Genomic DNA, 21435 nt, shown 5'->3' with positions numbered 1-21435 from the left:
GTCACTCCTCGGTGCTCAGCTGGGCGCGAAGGGCGGCGAGGCCACGGGAGAGGCGGCTCTTGACCGTCCCCTCGCTCAGGCCGAGGGCCTCGGCCGTCTCGGCGGTGGAAAGGTCGAGCAGGATGCGGCACGTGACGACGGCCCGCTGCGGGAGGGGCAGGGCGGCCAGCGCGAACAGCGCGCCGCCGGGCGTGGTGTCGGCGGCCGGATGGTCGGCGGCCGGGTGGCCGGTGTCGGTGAGCGGCGGGCCCTCCCGCCGGAGCTTGCGCCACCAGGAGGTCGCCCAGTTGAGCCCGACCCGGAAGACCCAGCCGGCCGGGTTGTCGAGCGTGCCGACCACGTGCCATCTCGCGTAGGCGCGGGCCATCGCCTCGTCGACCGCCTCGTGGGCCAGGTCGTCCCGTCGCAGCGTGACCGCGAGCGCGCGATAGACCCGGTCGACGTGCGCGCGGTAGAACGCCTCGAACCCGTCCGTGACCGGCTCGGCCGGGGCGGAACGGGGGGCTGTTGTCGGAACCACCATGTCCGATACACGCGGGCGCACCCCGGGAGGTTCCCAGACGTACGGGAAAAGGTTGTAGACATCGATCGATTGCGATGGGGGGAAGCGGGCATTACGGTGTTGTCACCGCGGTCGCGCGGAGCCTCCACCCCCAGGCCGAGCGCGACGCGGGGGAACGGCGTGGTGCCCCGCCCGAGGCGGACGGCACGAGTGGGCACGCTGACGTCGAGTCACGCCCCCCACTCAGAGGTAGGTCATGAAGAGGAAACTCACCGTCCTCGCCACCGCTCTGCTCGCCGCCGCGGCCGCTGTGCTGTTCTTCCCCGGGCCGGCCTTCGCCGCGACCGGCCTGCACGTCGTCGGACGCGACATCGCCGAGGCCAACGGCCAGACGTTCGTCATGCGCGGCGTCAACCACCCGCACGCCTGGTACGCCGACCGGACCGGCTCGTTCGCCGACATCAAGGCGGCCGGGGCCAACACCGTACGCGTCGTGCTCAGCGGCGGCCGCTGGACAGCGAACACGGCGAGCGACGTGACGAACGTGATCGCGCTGTGCAAGCAGAACAAGCTCATCTGCGTCCTCGAGAACCACGACACCACCGGGTACGGGGAGGACGGCGCGGCCTACACCCTGGACCAGGCGGCGAACTACTGGATCGGCCTCAAGAGCGTGCTGGTCGGCCAGGAGGACTACGTCGTCATCAACATCGGCAACGAGCCGATCGGCAACACCAACCCCGGGCAGTGGACGGCCGCGACGGTGGCGGCGATCCAGAAGATGCGCAGCAACGGCTTCGAGCACCTGCTGATGGTCGACGCGCCGAACTGGGGCCAGGACTGGACCTACGTCATGCGGGACAACGGCCAGACCATCCTCGACGCCGACACCCGGAAGAACACGGTGCTGTCGATCCACATGTACGCGGTGTTCAACACGGCCAGCTCGATCACCAACTACCTCGACACGTTCGCGAGCAAGGGCTGGCCGCTGGTCATCGGCGAGTTCGGCTGGCAGTTCGCCGCCGGTGAAGTGGACGACGCGACGATCCTGTCCGAGGCGGTCAAGCGCAACCTCGGCTACCTCGCGTGGTCGTGGTCGGGCAACACCGACCCGATCCTGGACATGACCACCAACTTCGACGCCGCCCGGCTCACCACCTGGGGCCAGCGCATCGTCAACGGACCCAACGGGCTCAAGGCCACCGCCAAGCAGGCGACCATCTTCGGCGGGCCGACGACCCCCACGCCGACCCCGACCACCCCGGCGCCGACCACCCCGGCGCCGACCACCCCGCCCCCGACGACCCCGCCGCCGACGGGCGCCTGCACCGCCACCTATGCCACCACCGGGCAGTGGGCCGGTGGCTTCCAGGCCGACGTCAAGGTGACCGCCGGCGCCGCCGCCATCAAGGGCTGGGCGGTGACCTGGACGTTCGCGAACGGACAGTCCGTGTCGCAGGCCTGGAACGCCACCGTCACCAGCAGCGGATCGACCGTGACGGCGAAGAACGCGGGCTACAACGGCAGCCTCGCCGCCGGCGCCAGCGCACAGTTCGGCTTCCTCGGCTCGTGGAACGGCACCAACAGCATCCCGGCAGTGACCTGCGCCGCGGCGTAGGTCCCGCGGGCTGCCCCGGTCTCCGGATCGGGCAGCCCGCAGCCCCGGGGATCCCGTCGCCCGGCGAGCCTATGGGAGACGGTCAGACCATCGCCGGGTCTTCCTCGTCCGGGCCGGGCTCCGGCGGCACCTCGGGCTCGGGGTCCGGCGGGTCGTCGCTGAGCTGCTCGCGGACGTAGACGTAGACCACCGAGATCAGCGCGGCGACCGGCACGGCCAGCAGGCTGCCGATGATGCCGGCCAGGCTGCCGCCCAGCGTCACCGCGAGCAGCACGACGGCCGCGTGCAGGCCCAGGCCCCGGCTCTGGACCATCGGCTGGAAGACGTTGCCCTCCAGTTGCTGCACCACGATGATGATGCCGAGCACGATCAGCGCGTCGACCCAGCCCTGGGTGACCAGCGCGATCAGCACGGCGATGAAGCCGGCGAAGAGCGCGCCGACGATCGGGATGAAGGCCGTGATGAAGGTCAGCACGGCCAGCGGCAGCACCAGCGGCACGCCGACGATCCACAGGCCGAGTCCGATGAAGACCGCGTCGAGCAGGCCGACGAAGGCCTGCGACCGCACGAACGCGCCCAGCGTGTCCCAGCTGCGCGAGGCCACCGCCGGGACGTCGTCGGCGAGCCGGCCCGGCAGCTGCTTGGACAGCCAGGGCAGGAAACGCGGGCCGTCCTTGAGGAAGAAGAACATCAGGAACAACGCCAGGACCGTGGTCACCACGCCGTTGACCAGGGTGTTGACGCCGGTCAGGGTGATGTTGACGATGCTGCCGGCGCTGTTCTGGATGCGCTCCACGGCCGAGTCGAACGCGCCGGTGATGTCGTCGTCGCCGAAGTTCAGCGGCGGTCCGGCGGCCCACTCGCGCAGGCGCTGGATGCCGTCGACGACCGCGTCGGCGAGCTCACCCGACTGGGACGCCACCGGCACGGCGATGACGACGATGATGCCGGCCATCACGACCAGAAACAGCAGGGTGACCACACTGGCGGCGAGCGCGGGCTTCCAGTTGAGCCGGTAGCGCAGGAACCGCGCCACCGGCCAGGTCAGCGTGGTGAGCAGCAGCGCCACCACGACCGGCCAGATGACCGACCAGGCCCGGCCCATCAGCCACAACACGACGTAGGCCATGACCAGCACGAGCAACGTCTGCGCCGAGAGGAGGGCCGAGGTCCGTAACGCGGACCGGGCCCGGTCGGGGTTGAGCTTGGCAGGCATGCCGATCACCTTAGAGAGCGGTGCGCGCTTCCGCTGGGTGACGCCCCCGGGATCACGCCGGCTGGAACAGAACCGTGTCCGATCGTTCACCGTCGCGCCGCCCGGACCAGAATGGACCCATGCCGTACGGGATCCTGGGTCCGACGCTCGCCGGCCCGGAGACCGCCGGTCCCCGGCCTGGCGCAGGCGGGGCCCGGTTGCGTGCCCTCCTGGCCCGGCTGCTGCTCGAGCCGGGCCGGGTGGTGCCGCTCCCCCGGCTCATCGACGACCTGTACGGCGACGATCCCCCGGCCGGGGCGGTCAACGCGGTCCAGTCCAACGTCTCGCGGGCGCGGCGTGAGGTTCCCATCTCGTACGACGGCTCGGGCTACCGGCTCGAGGTCGCGCCGGACGAGGTCGACGCGCACCGCTTCGCCCGGCTGGCCCACGCCGGCCGGGATGCCCTGCGGGCGGGCGACCCGGCCACCGCGAGCGCGCTGCTGACCGACGCGCTCGCGCTGTGGCGGGGTGCGGCCCTGGCCGACGTCCGCTCGGCGCCGTTCGCGCCGGCCGCGGCCGACCGCCTGGAGGAGCAGCGGCGGCGCGCCCTGGAGGACCGCATCGAGGCGGAGCTGCACCTGCGGCCGTCGGGGGACGCCGTCGGCGAGCTGCGCGCGCTGCTGACGGCCGCGCCGTTGCGGGAGCACACCTGGGCGTTGCTGATGCGCTCGCTGGTCGCCGCCGGGCGCCCGGCCGAGGCGCTGGCCGCCTTCGCCGAGGCCCGGCACGTCCTGGCCGACCAGCTCGGCGCCGACCCGTCGGCCGAGCTGAGCGCCGTGCACACCGCCGTGCTGCGCGGGGAGGCCGCCGGAGCGGACCGGCGCCGCCTGCCGGCCCAGCTGACCAGCTTCGTGGGACGGGAGGAGGAGCTGGCCCGGGCCGGTGCGGCGCTGCGTTCGGCGCGGCTGGTGACGCTGACCGGGCCGGGCGGGGCCGGCAAGACGCGGCTGGCCCTGGAGGTGGCGGCCCGGCATCCCGGCGAGGCCTGCCTGGTCGAGCTGGCCGCCACCGGGCCCGGAGACACGGCCCGGGCCGTGCTCGACGCCCTGGGACTGCGCGACAACACCCTGCGCGACAACACCCAGCGCGACAACACCCCTCGGGAGCGCGGGGCCGGGCCGGACACGCTCGACCGGCTGCTCGCAGCGTTGTCGGCCCGGCCGCTGCTGCTCGTGCTCGACAACTGCGAACATGTCGTCGGGGCGGCGGCCGCTCTGGCCGGGCGGCTGCTCGCGGCCTGCCCCGGACTGCGGGTGCTGGCGACCAGCCGGGAGCCGCTGGGGATCACCGGCGAGGTGCGGCTGCCGGTCGGCGGGCTGCCGCTGGAGGCCGGCGTGCGGCTGTTCGCCGACCGGGGCGCGGCGTCGGCCGGCTTCACGCTGAGCGCCGGCGCCGAGGACGCGGTGCGGCGCATCGTCCGTACGCTGGACGGCTTGCCGCTGGCCCTGGAACTGGCCGCGGCCCGGTTGCCGGTGCTGCCGGTCGACGAGCTGGCCCGCCGGGTCGGCGACCGGTTCCGGCTGCTGTCGCGGGGCAGCAGCACGGCCGGGTCGCGGCATCAGACCCTGCGGGCCCTGGTCGCCTGGAGCTGGGATCTGCTCACCCCGCGCGAGCGCCTGCTGGCCCAGCGGTTCACGGTGTTCGCCGGCAGCGGCGGGCTGGACGCGATCGAGCAGGTGTGCGGGCTCGGCGCGGACACCCTCGACGTTCTCGACGGCCTGGTCGGCAAGTCGCTGATCGAACGGGACGGCGCGCGGTACCGGATGCTGTCGACGATCCGGGCGTTCTGCGCGGCGCAGGGACCGGCGCCCGTCGAGGCGCACGCCGCCCACTTCCTGCGGCTGGCCCGGACGGCCGACGCGCACCTGCGCGGAGCGGAGCAGCTGGAGTGGCTGGACCGCCTGGACGCCGACCGCGACAACCTGCACGCGGCGGTGCGTCACGGCTCCGGCGGGGTGGCGCTGGGGCTGGTCGCCGCCCTGTCGTTCTACTGGTGGCTGCGGGGCGCCCGCGGTGAGGCGTCGGCCCTGGCCGGCGAGCTGCTCGAGCGGATCGGTCCGGCGGCCCCGGCCGGGCTGGCCGAGGAGCACCTGCTGTGCCGGTTGAACGCCGACCTGTCCGGCCCGCGAGAGCCGGGCGAGCATCCGGCGCTCTATCTGCAGTCGCTGGACCGCGCCCCCGACCAGCCGTTCCTGCTGTACCTCTCGGCGTTCGCCGCGGGACCGCCGGCCGACTCACCGGACGACGTGGTCCGGGTGCAGGAGAGCCTCCGGGCCCGGCTGGCCGGTCACCCGTGGAGCCAGGCGCTGGCCTCGATCGGCAGCGGCTGGATCGCGTCGTTCCGGGACGATCCCGGGTGGGCCGAGCGGGAGTTCGTCCGGGCGCTGACCGGGTTCCGGGCACTGGGCGAGCGCTGGGGCATGATGCTCGCCCACTCCGGGCTGGCCGAGCTGGCCACCGCGCGGGGCGACCACGCGGCGGCCCGGGCTCCCCTGGACGAGGCGCTGCGCCTGGCCGGTGAGCTGCGCTCGCAGGTCGACCTGGCCGAGATGCTGCGCACCCGGGGCGACGCCCGCATGCGCAGCGGCGAGCCGGCCGGGGCGGCGGCCGACTTCACCGAGTCCATGGCGCTGGCCACGGCCTGCGGCGCCCCCGAGGTGGTCGCGTCGTCCCGGCTGGGCCTGGCCCGGCTGGCCCGGCTCCAGGGTGATCCCACGACCGCGCGGGCCCTGGCCCGGACAGCCCTGGCCGAGTGCCCGGCCGGGTGGTACACCGCCGACAGCGTCCGCGAGACCATCCGGCTCGAACTGGCCGCGCTGGAATCCTGACGACGCCGGTGAGCGGCCCGTCAACGGCCCGTCAGCGGCTCGTGCGCGGCTCGTCAGCGGCCGGCGGGAGTCTCGGGCCATGACGACGATCGCCATCGCGGCCGAGGGGCTGCGCAAGACCTACCGGGGCGTGCCCGCGCTCGACGATTTCCGGCTCAGCGTTCCGGCCGGCACCGTCTGCGGCCTGCTCGGGCCCAACGGCGCCGGCAAGACCACCGCGGTCCGCATCCTGGCCACGCTGCTCGACTTCGACGGCGGCCGGGCCACGGTGGCCGGCGCCGACGTCGCGAACCGGCCCGACCTGGTGCGCGAGCGGATCGCCCTTACCGGGCAGTCCGCCGCGGTCGACGCCTCGCTCACCGGGCGGCAGAACCTCGTGCTGTTCGGCCGTCTGCACCATCTCGGCCGCCGGGCCGCCCGGGCCCGCGCCGAGGAGCTGCTCGACCAGTTCGACCTGGCCGGCGCGGCCGACCGGTCGGCCGGCGAGTACTCCGGCGGCATGCAGCGCCGCCTCGATCTGGCGGCCAGCCTGGTCCGCGCACCCCAGGTGCTGTTCCTCGACGAGCCGACCACCGGGCTCGACCCGCGCAGCCGCAACCAGGTCTGGGACACCGTCCGCAAGCTCGTCGCCGACGGCACCACCGTGCTGCTGACCACGCAGTACCTCGACGAGGCGGACCAGCTGGCCGACCGGATCTCGGTCGTCGACACCGGACGGGTCGTCGCCGAGGGCACCCCGGACGAGCTCAAGACGGCCATCGGCGCCGACCGGCTCGAGGTCGTGATCCGCGAGCACGACCGTCTGCCCGAGGCCGCCGCCCTGCTCGGGCGCATCGGCGACGTGGACCTCGATCCGGATGTCCGCCGGCTGCGGGTCACCGTCACCGACCGGGTCGCGGCGCTCGTCGAGGCCGCCCGGCTGCTGACCGGCGCGGCGATCACGGTCGACGACCTCGGCCTGCGCCGCCCGACCCTCGACGAGGCGTTCCTGAGCCTGACCGGCCGCCCCGCCGACGACCAGCACAGCGACCAGCAGACCGGCCAGCAGGAGGAGACCCGATGACCACCGCAATCGCCGACGGCTGGGTGATGACCGGCCGCTACCTGCGGCACGTCGTCCGCGAGCCCGAGCAGATCGTCATCTACTTCTCCCTGCCCATCATGTTCGTGCTCGTCTTCGGGTACGTCTTCGGCAGCGGCATGGCCGTCGGCGGCGAAAGCTACCGCGAGTTCCTGCTGCCCGGTGTCTTCGTCATGACCCAGCTGTACGGGCTGGGCGCCACCGCCACGGCCATCTCGCTCGACATCAGCCGCGGCGTGGTCGACCGCTTCCGGTCCATGCCCACCGCCCGCTCGGCCCTGATGGTCGGCCGCGGCACCGCCGACCTCACCCGGGCCGTCCTCGAAATGATCGTCCTGCTGGTCTGCGGCCTGCTGGTCGGCTGGCAGTGGCACCGCGGAGCCGGAGCGGCCCTGGCCGCGGTCGGCCTGATCCTGCTGCTGCGGCTGGCTTTGACCTGGGTCGGCATCTTCCTGGGCAGCGTCGTGCGCAACCCCGACACGGTCAGCCTGATCGTCTTCCCGCTGGCGTTCCCGTTGACCGCCCTGTCCAACGTGTTCGTGGCGCCGGAGCAGATGCCCGCCTGGCTCGGGGCCGTGTCGGAGTGGAACCCGATCTCGGCCACGGTGGCGGCCGCCCGCGAGCTCTTCGGCAACCCGGGGCTGGGCAGCGACTCGTGGCCGGCCGAGCACGCCGTCGCGCTCGCCCTGGCCTGGCCGCTGCTGTTACTCGCGGTGTTCGCCCCGCTCGCGGTGCGTCGCTACCGGCTCCTGGGCCGGTGATCAGCCCGGGCTGTCCCGGCGCATCTGCCACGCGTCGCCGACAAGTTCTCGCAGCCGCGCAGTGGTCACCAGGGGTAGCCGCAGCATCACCAAGGGCAGCCCGTCGTACGACGGAACGGTGAAGAACAGCTCGGGCTCGCCGAGGACCAGAGCCTGTTTCTCGGCCTCGTCGCCGACGTAGAGGACCGCGATGTCGGTCCGCAGTACGCGGGGCTTACCCGGCTCACGCTGCGGATACGACCAGACGAAGCCCCGGTTGCGCACCCGGAAGTCGAAGCCGTCGCTGTCGATCTCGGCCACGTCGGGCAGAGCGAGGGCCAGTCGGCGTACGTCGTCGGCGTCAGCCACTCCGGACCTTTCGCGGATGGTGGGGTCGGCGACTGATGCTATGACACCCGAGCGAGCTCAGCGGCTGTGTGCGTAGGATGCGGCGGCACGGTACGAAACAGCAGGGGAGCCGAGGAGCACGATGCCGCTAACTCCAGCCGACGTTCACAACGTGGCGTTCAAGAAGCCGGCGATCGGCAAGCGCGGGTACGACGAGGAGGACGTCGACGCGTTCCTGGACGAGGTCGAGCAGGAGCTTCTCCGGCTCCTCGAGGAGAACCGCGCTCTGCACGACCAGGTCCAGCGACCCGGGCCGAGCGGTCCGCCCGCCGGGGGGAACAACCGGGCGATGGAGGCCGAGCTCAACGACCTGACGGCCCAGCTCGGCCGGCTCCAGGAGGCCCGCGCCCGGGCCGAGCAGAACGCCCGCAGCATGCAGTCCCAGCTCGAGCGGGCCCGCCGGGAGACGCCGTCCGGTCCGCCGCCGTCGGCCGGCGACGGTCAGGACTCGCCGGTCCTGATGATGGCCCGGCGCACCGCCGACGACCACATGCGGGACGCGCGCAACGAGGCCGACGCGGTGATCGGCGGGGCGCAGTCCGAGTCCGACAAGATCACCAGCGACGCCCAGCTGAGCGCCAGCACGATCGAGACCGACGCCCGTCGCAAGCACACCGAGGCGATGAACGGCCTGGTCGAGAAGCGGGCCCAGCTGCTCGACGAGATCGACAAGCTCGGCCGGCTGGCCCAGACCTACCAGCAGGCGCTCGGCGACCACGTCCAGCGCCAGCTACAGGAACTGGACATCGCCTCGGGCCGCGACCTCGACTGAGCCTGCTCGGCTGAGCCTGCTCGGCTGAGCCTGCTCGACCGAGTCTGCTCGGCTGACCCTGCTCGCGCGGATCGGCGGAATCAGCTCGCGCCGTGGCCGGCCGACCCGGCCGGCCACGGTAGATTCGCCGCATGAAGACGGTCAGCCGCCGGCTCGCCCTGTGGCGCGCCGATCTCGAGGCGGGCGTCTGCGCCGTCCCCGAGGAGGCCGCCGCGTCGGCGCCGGAGTCGGGCCGCGTCGTCGCCGTGCTCGACAACCGCCAGACCTTCGAGTGTGAGCTGCGGCAGGACGTCGAGTGGCAGCTCACCGGTCTGACCTGGCCGGCCGGTTTCCGGCCGGGCGTCCTGGTCACCGTCACCTGGCATCCGGCGCGCAACGACTTCGTGATCCGCCCCGAGCCGCTCGACGAGCCGATGAGCGTCGACGGCGTCGACTACTTCTACGCGTACGACCCCAAGGTCGTCACCCGCGACCACCGGCCCGAGGAGTCCAACCGGGCCAAGGTCCTGCACACCGTCCGCAAACTGGGCCGGGTCTTCGACGACGGCAGCGCGGTGCTCAGCGAGGAGCTGCTGGCCAAGCGGTCGGGCCTGGGCCGCGGGGCCAAGGCGGCGTTCCTGCTCCGCAACGCGGTCGACCAGCTCATCCGCGAGGGCTACCTCACCCGGGTCACGGGCAGCGTCGACTCGGCCGGCCACCCGTCCTATCCGGCCGCCGACGGCGAGACCCTGACCGACATGGTGTTCTACGCGCCGATGGTCGAGCCGATCCCGTACGAGTCGCATCGCGGCGAGCACTGGGTGAGCGGCTTCATCCGCAAACTGCCCCGCGGCGCCCAGCCCTCCGAGAAGCAGCTGGCCCTCTATCAGGAGGCGGTCGAGAACGAGGGCATCGGCCCGCTGGCCCCGGGCTACACCTTCGTCAAGAAGCACCACCGCAACGGTTAGCCGGGGCTCCGATCTAGATTGTCGGTCATGGTGGATGACGTGGCGGCCCGGATGGCCGAGGCGGCCCGGGCGTGGCTGGGGCAACTGACCGACGACCAGCGGGCCGTCGCCCGGGGCCGCGGCCCGTCGGCCGGGGAGCCCGACGACGAGCGGCGGCGCTGGTTCTACACCCCGACCGACCACGGCGGCCTGACCTTCCATCAGCAGCGCCCGGCCCAGCAGCAGGCGGCGATGCGGCTGGTGGCCGCCGGCCTGTCCCGCGCCGGCTTCGTCACGGTGGCCACCACCATCGGCCTCGAGAACGTCCTCGACCACACCGAGGGCTTCGTGTCCGGCTTCGGCGGCGAGCGGGGTCGCGACCCCGGCCGGTACTACCTGCGCGTCTTCGGCGAGCCGGGGCCGAGCGGCGCCTGGGGCTGGCGCTTCGGCGGCCACCACGTCTCGCTCAACAACCTCGTCGTGGACGGCCGGGTGGTTGCGACCACGCCGAGCTTCCTGGGCGCCGACCCGGCCGTCTCCGAGCTGCTGGGCGGGGCGGTCAACCGTCCGCTGGCCCGGGTCGAGGACCTGGCCCGCGACCTCGTCCGGTCCCTCGCGCCCGGCCTGGCCCGGCGCGCGATCCTCTCCTCCACCGCGCCGTCCGACGTCGTGACCGGCAACCGCAGCAGCATCGCCGGCGACGACCTGGTGGCCCGGCCGGCCGGCATCGCGGGCGCCGACCTGCCGGCCGACCGGCGCGATCTGCTCCGGGCCCTTCTCGGTACGTATTTCGGGCGCGTGCCCGAGGCGGTGTCCCCGATGGCGGCCTACGACGACGCCGCGCTCGACGCCGTCCACTTCGCCTGGGCCGGCCCGACCGGTCCCGGCGAGCCGCACTACTACCGCGTGCAGGGACCGAACCTGCTGATCGAGTGGGACAACACCCAGCGCGGCGCCAACCACGCCCACTCGGTCTGGCGCGACCCCGCCAACGACTTCGGCCAGGACGTCCTCGGCCGCCACCGCCGCGATCACCACTGACCGATCCCCGACCGGGCGACGCTGACCATGGCGGCCGGCGACGACAATCACGGGGTGGAGCAGCGGGTCGATCGGGTGGTCCTGGCCGACGGCACCACCGTGGCCTACGCCCGCGCCGGCGCCGGCCGGCCGCTGGTCTACGTGATGGGCTGGCTCACGCACCTGCGGCTCAGCTGGGAACTGCCGGCCGAACGGGCCCTTTACGAAGCCCTGGCGCGCGGCTGCCGGCTCGTGCGTTACGACCGCGCCGGGTCCGGGCTGTCGGACGCCACGGACCGCCCGGCGTCGCTGGAGTTCGAGCTCGAACAGCTGGGCGCGGTCGCCGCGGCGGTGGGCGAGCCGTTCGACCTGATGGGCACGTCGATGGGCGTACCGGTCGCCGTGGCCTGGGCCGCGGCCCATCCCGCCACCGTCCGGCGCCTGGTGCTCTACGGCGGCTGGGCCCGCGGCGGCGAGCTGTCCCCGCCGGGCGTGCGTGAGCACATCCTCGGCCTGGTCGGCTCGCACTGGGGGCTGGGGTCGGACGTGCTGACCGACATCTTCGCGCCCGACGCCGACCGGTCGACCCGGGCCGAGCTGGCCCGCTATCAGCGCGCGTGCTCGAGCGCCGCGACCGCGCAGGCCCTGCTGGCGCTCAGCTACCGGCTCGACGTCAGCGACCGCCTCGCCCACGTGCGGGCGCCCACGCTGGTGGTGCACCGCACCGGGGATCGGGCGGCGCCCGTCGCGCAGGCCGCCACGCTGGCCGACGGCATCGGGGGCGCCCGGCTGGCGCTGCTGCCCGGCCGGTCGCACCTGCCCTACGCCGGCGACCGGGACGCGCTGGTGCGCGTCGTCCGCCGGTTCCTCGGCCTGCCCGTCCCCCGGCGGCGCGCCGACGGGTTGACGGTCCGCCAGCGGGAGGTGGCCGACCTGATCAGCCAGGGGTGCACGAACCGCGAGATCGCGGCCCGCCTGGGGATCGACGAGCGCTCGGCCGAGGGGCACGTCGAGCGGATCCGCCTGCGCCTGGGCTTCCGGTCCCGGGCGCAGGTCGCCGCCTGGTACAGCGAGCGGCGCGATCGGCTCTGAGCGCGGCCACAGTGGGGTATTTCCCCGCCTGACCGGCGGGCCGGATCGGCGCAGAGTGTCCGGATGACCGACAACGACCTGCGCCTGTCCTCAGCGAGCGGCTTCGAGACGCACGCCGCGCGCGGACCCTTCAACGCCGCGTTCTTCAGCGTCCTGGGCCCGTACATCGAGTGGAACGTGCGGCGGCACAAGCAGCGTGTCTTCGCCCGGCTGCCGTCGACCGTCGTGGAACTGGGCCCGGGAGTGGGCGCCAACCTCCGCTACCTGCGCCCCGGGACGACGCTCGTGGCCGTCGAACCCAACCGGCCGATGCACCGGCGGCTGCGGGCCGCCGCCGAGCGCCGCGGCGTGCGCCTCGACCTGCGCGACCAGGTGGCCGAACACACCGGCCTGGCCGGCGGAAGCGCCGACGCGGTGATCTCGTCGCTCGTGCTGTGCACGGTGACCGATCCCGTCGGTGTCCTGGCCGAGGTCCGTCGCATCCTGCGGCCCGGCGGCACCTTCCGCTTCCTGGAGCACGTCGCCGCCCGGGCCGGCACCCCCACCCGGGCTCTCCAGCGGGCGCTGCGCCGCCCGTGGGCCTGGACCTTCGAGGGTTGCTCGTGCGAACGGGACCTGGCCGGCCTGGTGCGCGCGGCGGGGTTCGACCGCGTCGATCTCGAGACGTACCGGCTGCACAGCCCGTTCGTCCCGTTCAACACCCAGATCGCGGGGATCGCGTACGCCTGAGCAGCGCTTCGCTGTGACGACCCGGCCGCTCAGCGGTGGGTGGAGTCGACGTCCCAGGCCTCGTCGCGGACCTCGGGCTCGTGGTGGTCGCGCAGGGAGCCCAGCAGGTCGCGCCAGGGATCGGTCCAGCGGACGCGGGTGTCGGTCAGCAGGGCCACCGCGAACAGGCCACCGGCCAGGTCGCCGCGAGCGGCCAGGCGGCCGATGGCGGCCCGGTCCTCGAAGGCGGGCAGCTCGATCAGGCGGTCGCGGATCCGGTCGGCCGTCCGCACGGCCAGCACGGGGCGGCCGGCGCACAGGTCGGCCAGCTCGTCCAGGTTGTCCAGCCGGCCCAGGCCGAGCAGCAGAGCGGCCGCCACCGGCCGCCGGCCGGGCCGGGCCGCGAGCCACCGGGCCGACGCGATCAGCGCCGACCGGCCGGTCGCCGCCGGCGCGTCGCGGGACCACGCCGCCGTGCCCCGGGCCAGCACGTCGAGCCGTCGCCGGACGGGCTCGGCGTCCCGTCCGATCAGGTCGGAGAGGACGGCGGTAAGGCCGGTCGGGGCCAGCGCCGGAAGCAGCCCGGCGACCTCGGCCGGGCCCAGCTCCTCGCCGAGGTCGGTGAAGCGGGCGGTGACCAGGTCGCCCGCGGGCGCCCAGGGCAGCCAGGCCGGCAGGGCGGCGAACGCGGCCCGCCGGACCACCGGGTCGGGGCTGCGGCCGGCGTCGGCGATCAGGGCCGCGTACCGGGGGCGGTGCCGGGCCGAGATCCGGGCCGGCGCGGTGGCCAGGACGGCACGGCGTTCCTCACGGCTGCCGTCCCGGGCCGCGGCCAGCACCGTCCAGCTGGGGTAGGCGTCGAGGCGCCGGCCGGCGCCCGCGACGATCGCCGCCCGTACGTCCCGGGGGGTGTCCGGGTTCCGGAAGACCTCGAGCAGGGTGGTCATCACCTCGGCCGGGGCGTAGCGGGCGAGCAGCCGGGCGGCCTCCTTGCGGCTGGTGACCTTGGCCGGTCCGGCCAGCACGCCACCCAGCAGCGCCGGCAGGCGGCCGGGCTCGGTGTGGGCGGCGGCGCGACCGGCGGCGTAGAGGGCGACCCGGGCGCGGTCGGAGCCGGCGTACTCGAGCAGGATCGACAGCGCCTCGCCGGGGCGGTCGGTCCACGGCAGAGCACCCAGCGCGGCCTCGGCGATCGGCACGGCCGGGTCGTCCCGGTGGCGCAGCACCAGTTCGCGCCCGGCGCCCGGCACGACGGCGGCGGTCCGCAGCACCCGGGCCCGCGTCCACACCCCCTCGGCCGGGTCGCCGGCCACCGTGGCGAGCAGTTCCACGAACGCCTCCTGCTGGCGCGGCAGCCAGCGGTCGACGTGCCGCGGCGTCCGGGGGATCCAGCGCTCGCCCGGTCCGAGCCGGCGGCCACGCATCGGACCGGCGAAGACCTTGTCCAGCAGGTCGGTGCGGCGCGAGCTGATCGTCTCCCACACGATCGGCAGCGTCACCGCGGTGAGGTCGCTGTCGAGCACCTGGGCGACCCGCCGGGAGCGCTGCCGCCGATCGGCCAGCCACAGCCGGACAGCCTGGTCGCCCAGCCTCGACCCGATCGCCGAGCCCAGCAGGTCCTGCAGCTCCGGCCGGTCGTAGGCGCCCCGGCCGAGGGCCCGCGCGACCGCCAGCAGCGGCTCGGGCCGGCCCTGGGCCAGGGAGGCCGACACCCAGGGGCGCAACCGGTCCCAGACGATCGCCGGCGGCACCCCGTCGAAGCTCGCCAGGTGCGGGACCGGTGCGGCCGTGCCGACGCGGTCGATCGTGAACAGCGCCCACTCGCGCAGCGCCGGCACGTCGACATGGAAGCGCAGCGTGCCGAGGGCGAGGCGGGCCAGCTCGGCCGCGGTGGTGGCGGACGAGTCCCGGGCCTCGACGGCGGCGGTGGTGACCCGGGTGAGCGGGGCGGCCGCGGACGCCGTGAGCAGCCGGGCGACCCCGGACAGGGCGCTGAGGGCCGCCGCGCGGACGGGATCCTGCTCGTTGCGGAGCTGGTCGAGCCGGTCGATCACCTCGGCCACCGCGTGCGGGTCACGGGAGAGCCGGGCCGCGGTGACCAGCCGGGCCCAGGCCCGCTCCCGCTCGGCGGCGTCACCCGAGCGCAGCTGCGGGGCGAGCGCGGCCGAGACGTCGGTCCAGGCGAGATAGGCGCGGTACTTCCCGCGTACGGACGGGGACACCAGCTCCGCGGCCCGGGCGGCCTCCCGGATCCGGGTCGCGACCGGCAGCAGCTCCAGGATCGCCGGCGACGGCACGCGGCCGGTGGAGGCGCGGTCGTACAGGTCGGTCCGCCGCGACGGCGCGAGCGCGTCGAGCAGCGCCCTGAGGTGCGTGCGGGCCAGCGGCACCAGCGCCTCGTTCGGCAGCGCCGCGAGACGCCGCACCACCGCCGGCGGCAGCGGGCCGGTCTCGACCGGGGCCAGCAGCCGGGCCACCCGGCCCGGGTCGGCCGCGGCGAGCCGGCCGTAGGCGCGCAGATCGCCGGGCAGCCGGTTGTTGACCGGGAAGCGTTCGACAAGGTCGAGCGCCCGCCCCGGATCGCACGACAGCACCGCCGCCCCGACCTGCTCCCACACGTCCCACCGATTCTCGATCGGGGCTGCGGCCAGGCGCTCCCCGGCCCGTGCGAGCAGCAGATCGGGGTGCCGCCGGGCCACCACTTCGAGGTTGGCCGCGAATTCCAGATCGGGCAGCGCGGCCCGGACGACCGACGGCCCGCAGGCCGGCAGCAGCGCGGCCGCCTCCTCGTCGCCGAAGTGCTCGCGCACCTCGCCGATCAGCGCGTCGGCCGTCGCCGTGTCGTCGAGCCGCCGCAGCGTCCGGTAGGCCCGCCGTCTGTCCCGTGCGGACAGTTCGGTGATGCGCCGGTCGAACACCCGGGCCCGCAGCAGGATCTGCGGGTCGGACGACGCGGCCACGATGCCCGCCGCGTCTTGGGCGACCATGGCGGCGACCAGCGCGAGCCGCCGGCCGTGATCACCCCGGGCGAGGAGCTCGGCGCAGACCTCCGCACGGTCCGGCGCGGTGCGCGCCCAGGCCGCCACGTGACGCATGCGCTGGTGGTACGGCAGGGGATCCAGCGCGGTGAGGAGCTCTTCGACGGCCATTCACGAGATTATGACGGTCTGCAGCTCGGTGAAGGCGTCCATGGGGTGGCTGCCGCCGACCCGGCCGAGCCCGCTGTCCGAGCCCGACCGCCCGCCGAACGGCAGATGGCTCTCCCAGTAGTTCGACGACTCGTTGATGTTGACCCAGCCGGTGCGCACGGCGTCGGCGAAGGCCAGCCCGGCGGACAGGTCGGCCGTGTAGACGGCCGCGAGCAGCCCGTAGCGGGACGCGTTGGTCAGCTCGATCGCCTCGTCGAGCGAGCGGATACCGACGATCGGCGCGACCGGCCCGAAGGTCTCCTCGGTGGCGACCAGCGATTCCCGGGACACGCCGTCGAGCACGGTGGGCTCCCAGTAGAGGTCCGTCCGGAACGACGAGGCGCGTGACCCGCCGGTCAGCACCGACGCGCCCCGCCCCACCGCGTCGGCCACGTGCGCGTCCATCTTGGCGGCCACGCCGGCGTTGTTGAGCGGTCCCATCGTGGTCGCGTCGTCGAACGGGTCGCCCAGCCGGACCGTGTCGCGCACGGCCGCGGCCAGCCGGGCCGCGAACTCCTCGCGCACGGCCTCGTGGACCAGCAGCCGCTCCCCCGCCGTGCAGCTCTGGCCGGCGCACAGGAAGCAGGCGACCAGCGCCCCGGCGACGGCCCGGCCGAGATCGGCGTCGGCCAGCACGACCACCGGCCCGTTGCCGCCCATCTCCAGCAACGTCGCCTTGCCGGCGGCGGCGTGGGCCACGAGCCGCCCGGTCGCGGTCGAGCCGATGAACGCGACCGCGTCCGTGCCCGGGTGACGCGCGATCTCGTCCCCGACGACCGGCCCCGGCCCGGTGACCAGGTTGAGCACGCCCGGCGGCAGATCGGCGTCGGCGACACAGGAGGCCAGCGCGACGGCGGCCACCGACGTCGAGGGGGCGGGCGTCCACACCACCGTGTTGCCGCAGGCCAGCGCGGGCGCGATCAGCTCGGCCGGCATCGTGTAGGGCCAGTTCCACGGGGTGATGACGCCGACGACCCCGCGCGGCCGGCGGATCAGCAGGGCCCGCTTGCCCGGCGACGACGAGTTCGGCAGCAGCCCGCCGTGGCGCTTGCCGTCCTCGGCCGCCATCCGCCAGTAGGTGACGAGCTCGTCCACCTCGTCGTAGGCCTCGGCGCGCAGCGGCTTGCCCTGGTCGAGCGTCAGCGTGCGGGCCAGCTCGTCGCGCCGGGCCTCGATCACGTCCCCGACCCGGTGCAGCAGGGCGGCCCGCTCGAAGGCGCTCAGCCGGGCCCACCCGGGTGCGGCCGACCGGGCCGCGGCGATGGCCGCGCGGGCGTCGTCGCGGTCGCCTTCCGGTACGCGGCCCAGCGACTCGCCGGTGGCCGGGCTGGCCGCTTCGGTGCTGGCGTGCGAGCGCGCGGGCACCCAGGCGCCGCCGACGAACATCCGGTGATCCACCGGCTCAGGCTATCGGCGGTCATCACACGGTGATAGGTGCGAAGTGAGCTGTGTCCTTCCCGGCGGTCCGTGGCGTACGTTACTTCGACAGCCTTCGATGCGTGGCCGGACCGGACCGGCTCCGGGCGCGTCGACGTCCCCCCGAAAGGAGTCCGGCGTGCGCATCCGCATCGTCGTCGCTTCGCTTGCCACCGTCCTGACCGGTGCCCTGGCCGCCCCCTCGGCCGCCTCCGCGGCCGTCGACGACCCCGGCGCCGGCATCATCGGCGGCGGCACGGTCTCGTCCGCGCCGTGGGCCGCCGCCGTGCTCAGCAACGGCAGCTTCACCTGCTCGGGCACGATCATCTCGGCCACCTACGTGCTGACCGCCCGGCACTGCATCTCGGGCACCATGTCGGTGCGGGTGGGCAGCGTGAACCGTACGTCCGGCGGCACGACCCGCACGGTGAGCAGCACGTCGACCCGGTCCGACCTGGCCCTCATGCGGCTCAGCTCGCCGATCACCACGTCGTACATGCCGCTGTCGAGCGCGTACCCGCCGGTCGGGTCGACGAACTCCATCTACGGCTGGGGCATGACCTGCTACAGCGGCTGCAGCGCCTCCACGACGCTGAAGACCGCCACCGTCCAGGTCACCTCGACCAACCAGACCGACGCGTACGGCGGCCGGGCGATCGGCAGCACCCGGATCAACGGCAACGCGTGGCGCGGCGACTCCGGCGGCCCCCAGGTCTACAACGGCGCGCAGGTGGGCGTGGCCTCGACGGCCGACGGCACGAGCCGGCAGTACTACGGCAGCGTGGCCTACAACCGCGCCTGGATCACCTCGGTGGCGGGCATCTGACCCCTCCCACCTCGTCCGGAGCCGGCCCCTGAGGGGCCGGTTCCGGATCTTTTTTGCGGCGGCCCGGCGGTAACCCGGGAAATGGTGTTCAGGCAATTCCCAGAAAGGGTGAGCGCGCGATGAGTTAGAGATCAGAAAGCGCTCGAAACGGACAGCGGGGTGGGCGCGCATTAAACAGCGGCCGGATAATTCAATGGAGGCTCGACGCGGTCGGATCGTTACCCAGCGTACCGAAAAACGGCTTTTCGCATGCTCCTTGTCATGGCGGCGTAACCCATTGTTCAGCGGGGTTGACTAATAGATCGTGACCATATATCTGTTCTGACGGCGTTGAGCCCGGTGCGGGCGGTGACTCCCCTCCCGGGGTGTGCCGCACGCCCGCATCAGACGAGGGAGCTAACACCTATGCCGGCTGGGACCGCCACGAGAGGCGATCGCAACGTCCGCCCGGGCCAGCGCAATGCGCAGAGCGGCGGCGGAGCCGGCAACAACGGCGGCCAGTACGGAAAGAAGTCCAAGCGCCGCGCCCCGCTCTGGGCGAAAATCGTCACCGTGTTCGGCGTCGTGATGGCGCTCGTCGGCGTCGGCGGCATCGTGACCGTCAAATACTTCCTGGGCCAGCTGACCTCGAACATCCAGACGACCTCGTCGGTGCTCGACTCCTCCGGCGGGCTGGGCAACAGCGGCGCCAAGGCGGGCGAGCTGCCCAAGGGCGCGATGAACATGCTGCTGCTGGGGCTCGACACCCGTACCGGATGGGGCGAGGGCGAGTCCCGGTCGGACACGATCCTGATCCTGCACATCACCGCCTCGCACGACAAGGCGTACATGATCTCGATCCCCCGGGACACGGTCGCGGAGATCCCGGCCGACGAGTCGATGGGCGTCCGCAGCCAGCGCACCAAGATCAACGCGGCCTACCTCTTCGGGTCGCAGGGGGGCCGGGGCTGGCAGGGCGGCGCCAAGCTGGCCACCAAGGCGGTCAACAAGCTGACCGGCATCGAGTTCGACGGCGTCATGGTCATCGACTTCAACGGCTTCAAGGGCATCCTCGAGGCGATGGGCGGCGTGCGTCTCTGCGTCGACAAAGAGATGTGGTCCAGCCACTACCTGGTCAAGAACGGCAAGGTCGAGTACGCCCACGGCGCCGACCCGACGTCGAAGCCGCGCAACGCCCTGGTCTTCAAGAAGGGCTGCCGCGAGATGCAGCCGTGGGAGGCCCTCGAGTTCTCCCGGCTGCGGCACTCGGACAACGGCGACTACGACCGGCAGCGTCACCAGCAGCAGCTGCTGCGCGCGATGGCCAAGAAGGCCAGCAGCGCCGGCATCATGGGCAACCCGACGAAGGTTTCGAAGATCCTGGCCGCCGCGGGCAAGTCGCTGAAGATGGACACGCACGGCGTGAAGGTCGACAACTTCATCTTCGGCCTCAAGGGCCTGGCCGCGGGCGACCTGATCCCGATCAAGACCAACGGCGGCACGTTCGCCGGCGGCGAGGGCGGCGAGGGCATCACCGACGACACCCGGCGCCTGTTCGAGGCCACCTCGGCCGACAAGCTGCCCGAGTTCCTGCTGCGTCACCCCGAGAACGTGATCACCGACGGCGCGGCCGCGTCCTGACGACGGCGTACCACGCGGGAATCCGCTGGACCGGGCCACCCGGCTCCAGCGGCACCCCGTAGACCTCGGTGGCGCCCTGTTCGACCAGCTGCCAGGCGTCGCCGGGGAAGCACTCGGCCACCTCCTCCGGCCCGAAGCGCCGCGGCGCCCGCACCCCCGCGCTGATCAGCCGGTGCACCAGCGGCGGCAGCCGGGTCGGCCGGGCGCCCTGGTCCAGCAGATAGTCGAGCGGGTCGCCGGTGTGGTTGGTCTCGCTCAGATACAGCGCCCCGGTCTCGCCCAGCAGCGCCGCGACGGTGGCCGCCACGGTGCGCCGGGAGGCGTCGTCCAGTACGTGCAGGACGCCGCGGATGTGCACGTTGGAGTCGCCGAGCTCGTCGTGCAACCGCTCCCCCAGGCCGGGCGAGGCGAGGTCGGCGACCCGGAACGTCACGTCACCGAACGCGGCGGCGGCCCGGGCGATCGCGGTGGCCGACCCGTCGATGCCCACGACGCGCGAGGCGAAGCCCGTCAACGCGTACGCCTGACGCCCGGACCCGCACCCCAGGTCGACCATCGGCAGGCTGGGGTCGGCGTGCCGCCGCAGCGTGGCGGCCAGAAGTTCCGTCTCGGCCGGCTCGTCGGCCTCCCAGAGCACGTCACCACCCGGCCCGGTACGCGTGACGCTGCCCCAGTAACGCTCCCAGGCCCGCGACTGCGAGCGGGGGGCACCGAGCGCGGCGAGGGTGAGCCGGGGGATCAACAGGTACTTGCGCCAGACCACGACGATCATCATTGCCCGCTCGGCAATCCCTGACCAGACCGGTCGGTGGGATCTCCGAAAACGGCACCCGGAAGGTCTGTCCACGACGGAATCCGTGGCCATTATGACCAGGAAAAACTCATTACGCACCGAGATCAACACGTAACAATGGGTCGGTACGGTCCCCATCCATGATTCGGCGCAGTGGCCTGGCCACACTCGGTGTTGTGCTGGCGGTCGCTGTGGCCGCCTGTGGATCGGACGGCGGCGACGACCTCGTTTTCGGCGGTGAGCCGATGTCGCAGTGCGTGCGCGTGCCCGAGGGGGCGTCCATGGTGATCGGCGCGGTGATGCGCGCCCCGGGCGACGCCGACCTCGTCGTGCAGAAGATCGGGCTGGACGGCGCCCAGGGCGTCAAGGCGGGCAAGGCCTTCATCGTCCCGCTGGGCAGCGGGCGCACGCCGATCGGCAACACCAACTACCCGCCGGCCGCCAACGTGACGTGGGACTCCCGGGTGCCGGCCGAGAACGCCACGGTCCGGGCCGGCGAGGAGGCCAACCTGCTGCTCGTGGTGAGCCGCAGCGGGACGCTGGACGGCTCGGCCACGGGCATGCGGATCGACTACCTCGGCGGCACCAAGACCAACGCGACGACCTACCAGTTCCGGACGGACTGCAGCCAGACTTAGG

General features: G+C 73.5%; 18 protein-coding genes. 12 read left to right on the top strand and 6 right to left on the bottom strand.

Annotated features, from left to right (window positions below; all coding sequences use genetic code 11):
- Window position 1: 1 nt before the first annotated feature.
- The gene (locus tag HJC40_RS39450) at window positions 2-523 is read right to left on the bottom strand and encodes an RNA polymerase sigma factor (RefSeq protein WP_250008717.1); all 522 of its coding nucleotides are present in this window, start codon (window positions 521-523) and stop codon (window positions 2-4) included.
- Between the two features lie 235 nt (window positions 524-758).
- On the opposite strand from HJC40_RS39450, the gene HJC40_RS39445 reads away from it, so the two are divergent.
- Window positions 759-2123 (top strand): cellulase family glycosylhydrolase, encoded by a 1365-nt coding sequence (locus tag HJC40_RS39445; RefSeq protein WP_250008716.1) that lies wholly within the window; start codon window positions 759-761, stop codon window positions 2121-2123.
- Between the two features lie 82 nt (window positions 2124-2205).
- Here HJC40_RS39445 and HJC40_RS39440 read toward each other — a convergent pair whose 3' ends face one another.
- Window positions 2206-3339, bottom strand: a complete 1134-nt coding sequence (locus HJC40_RS39440) for an AI-2E family transporter (protein WP_250008715.1) — start codon at window positions 3337-3339, stop codon at window positions 2206-2208.
- Between the two features lie 119 nt (window positions 3340-3458).
- On the opposite strand from HJC40_RS39440, the gene HJC40_RS39435 reads away from it, so the two are divergent.
- The 3 genes from HJC40_RS39435 (at window position 3459) to HJC40_RS39425 (ending at window position 8048) form a co-directional block, all read left to right on the top strand.
- On the top strand, window positions 3459-6206 hold the full coding sequence (locus HJC40_RS39435) for a BTAD domain-containing putative transcriptional regulator (RefSeq protein ID WP_250008714.1): 2748 nt from the start codon (window positions 3459-3461) through the stop codon (window positions 6204-6206).
- A gap of 79 nt (window positions 6207-6285) precedes the next feature.
- On the top strand, window positions 6286-7269 hold the full coding sequence (locus HJC40_RS39430) for an ATP-binding cassette domain-containing protein (protein WP_250008713.1): 984 nt from the start codon (window positions 6286-6288) through the stop codon (window positions 7267-7269).
- Window positions 7266-8048, top strand: coding sequence for an ABC transporter permease (locus HJC40_RS39425; RefSeq protein ID WP_250008711.1), 783 nt, complete (start codon window positions 7266-7268; stop codon window positions 8046-8048). The genes HJC40_RS39430 and HJC40_RS39425 overlap by 4 nt, the downstream gene beginning before the upstream one ends.
- Here HJC40_RS39425 and HJC40_RS39420 read toward each other — a convergent pair whose 3' ends face one another.
- Complete coding sequence (locus tag HJC40_RS39420) at window positions 8049-8396, bottom strand: hypothetical protein (protein ID WP_250008710.1); 348 nt, start codon at window positions 8394-8396, stop codon at window positions 8049-8051.
- A 121-nt stretch (window positions 8397-8517) separates the two neighbouring features.
- Between HJC40_RS39420 and HJC40_RS39415 the strand changes: the two genes are divergently transcribed.
- The 5 genes from HJC40_RS39415 to HJC40_RS39395 all read left to right on the top strand — a co-directional run bounded on the left by HJC40_RS39415 (window position 8518) and on the right by HJC40_RS39395 (window position 12974).
- A complete protein-coding gene (locus HJC40_RS39415) occupies window positions 8518-9207 on the top strand; it encodes a DivIVA domain-containing protein (RefSeq protein WP_250008709.1) in 690 nt (229 codons plus the stop codon).
- A 131-nt stretch (window positions 9208-9338) separates the two neighbouring features.
- Complete coding sequence (locus tag HJC40_RS39410) at window positions 9339-10154, top strand: hypothetical protein (protein WP_250008708.1); 816 nt, start codon at window positions 9339-9341, stop codon at window positions 10152-10154.
- Between the two features lie 27 nt (window positions 10155-10181).
- Window positions 10182-11174, top strand: a complete 993-nt coding sequence (locus HJC40_RS39405; RefSeq protein ID WP_250008707.1) for a DUF3500 domain-containing protein — start codon at window positions 10182-10184, stop codon at window positions 11172-11174.
- Window positions 11175-11228: 54 nt separating this feature from the next.
- Window positions 11229-12245 carry an alpha/beta fold hydrolase gene (locus HJC40_RS39400; protein ID WP_250008706.1) on the top strand — a complete coding sequence of 339 codons (1017 nt, stop codon included), beginning with the start codon at window positions 11229-11231 and terminating at the stop codon, window positions 12243-12245.
- A 63-nt stretch (window positions 12246-12308) separates the two neighbouring features.
- Window positions 12309-12974: a class I SAM-dependent methyltransferase gene (locus tag HJC40_RS39395; protein ID WP_250008704.1), complete on the top strand. Its 666-nt coding sequence runs from the start codon at window positions 12309-12311 to the stop codon at window positions 12972-12974.
- A 29-nt stretch (window positions 12975-13003) separates the two neighbouring features.
- Here the strand turns inward: HJC40_RS39395 and HJC40_RS39390 are convergent, their stop codons facing one another.
- Both HJC40_RS39390 and HJC40_RS39385 read right to left on the bottom strand, forming a co-directional pair.
- Window positions 13004-16102 (bottom strand): hypothetical protein, encoded by a 3099-nt coding sequence (locus HJC40_RS39390; RefSeq protein ID WP_250008703.1) that lies wholly within the window; start codon window positions 16100-16102, stop codon window positions 13004-13006.
- Entirely contained in the window at window positions 16103-17539 is a 1437-nt protein-coding gene (locus HJC40_RS39385; RefSeq protein WP_250008702.1) for an aldehyde dehydrogenase family protein, read from the bottom strand. It lies immediately after the preceding gene.
- Window positions 17540-17696: 157 nt separating this feature from the next.
- Here HJC40_RS39385 and HJC40_RS39380 point away from each other — a divergent pair, with 157 nt between their 5' ends.
- Window positions 17697-18383, top strand: coding sequence for a trypsin-like serine protease (locus HJC40_RS39380; RefSeq protein ID WP_250008701.1), 687 nt, complete (start codon window positions 17697-17699; stop codon window positions 18381-18383).
- A 405-nt stretch (window positions 18384-18788) separates the two neighbouring features.
- Window positions 18789-20003, top strand: a complete 1215-nt coding sequence (locus tag HJC40_RS39375) for an LCP family protein (RefSeq protein ID WP_250008700.1) — start codon at window positions 18789-18791, stop codon at window positions 20001-20003.
- Here HJC40_RS39375 and HJC40_RS39370 read toward each other — a convergent pair.
- The gene (locus tag HJC40_RS39370; RefSeq protein WP_250008699.1) at window positions 19978-20778 is read right to left on the bottom strand and encodes a class I SAM-dependent methyltransferase; all 801 of its coding nucleotides are present in this window, start codon (window positions 20776-20778) and stop codon (window positions 19978-19980) included. The two genes, HJC40_RS39375 and HJC40_RS39370, sit on opposite strands and share 26 nt — an antisense overlap.
- 158 nt (window positions 20779-20936) lie before the next feature.
- On the opposite strand from HJC40_RS39370, the gene HJC40_RS39365 reads away from it, so the two are divergent.
- Window positions 20937-21434 carry a hypothetical protein gene (locus HJC40_RS39365; RefSeq protein ID WP_250008697.1) on the top strand — a complete coding sequence of 166 codons (498 nt, stop codon included), beginning with the start codon at window positions 20937-20939 and terminating at the stop codon, window positions 21432-21434.
- Window position 21435 lies beyond the last annotated feature (1 nt).

Origin of the sequence: Actinoplanes sp. M2I2 (genome assembly GCF_023544445.1) — a bacterium.
Classification (GTDB): Bacteria; Actinomycetota; Actinomycetes; order Mycobacteriales; family Micromonosporaceae; genus Actinoplanes.
Note: the sequence above shows the minus strand (reverse complement) of the source record. Positions and strands in the feature narration are given on the sequence as shown.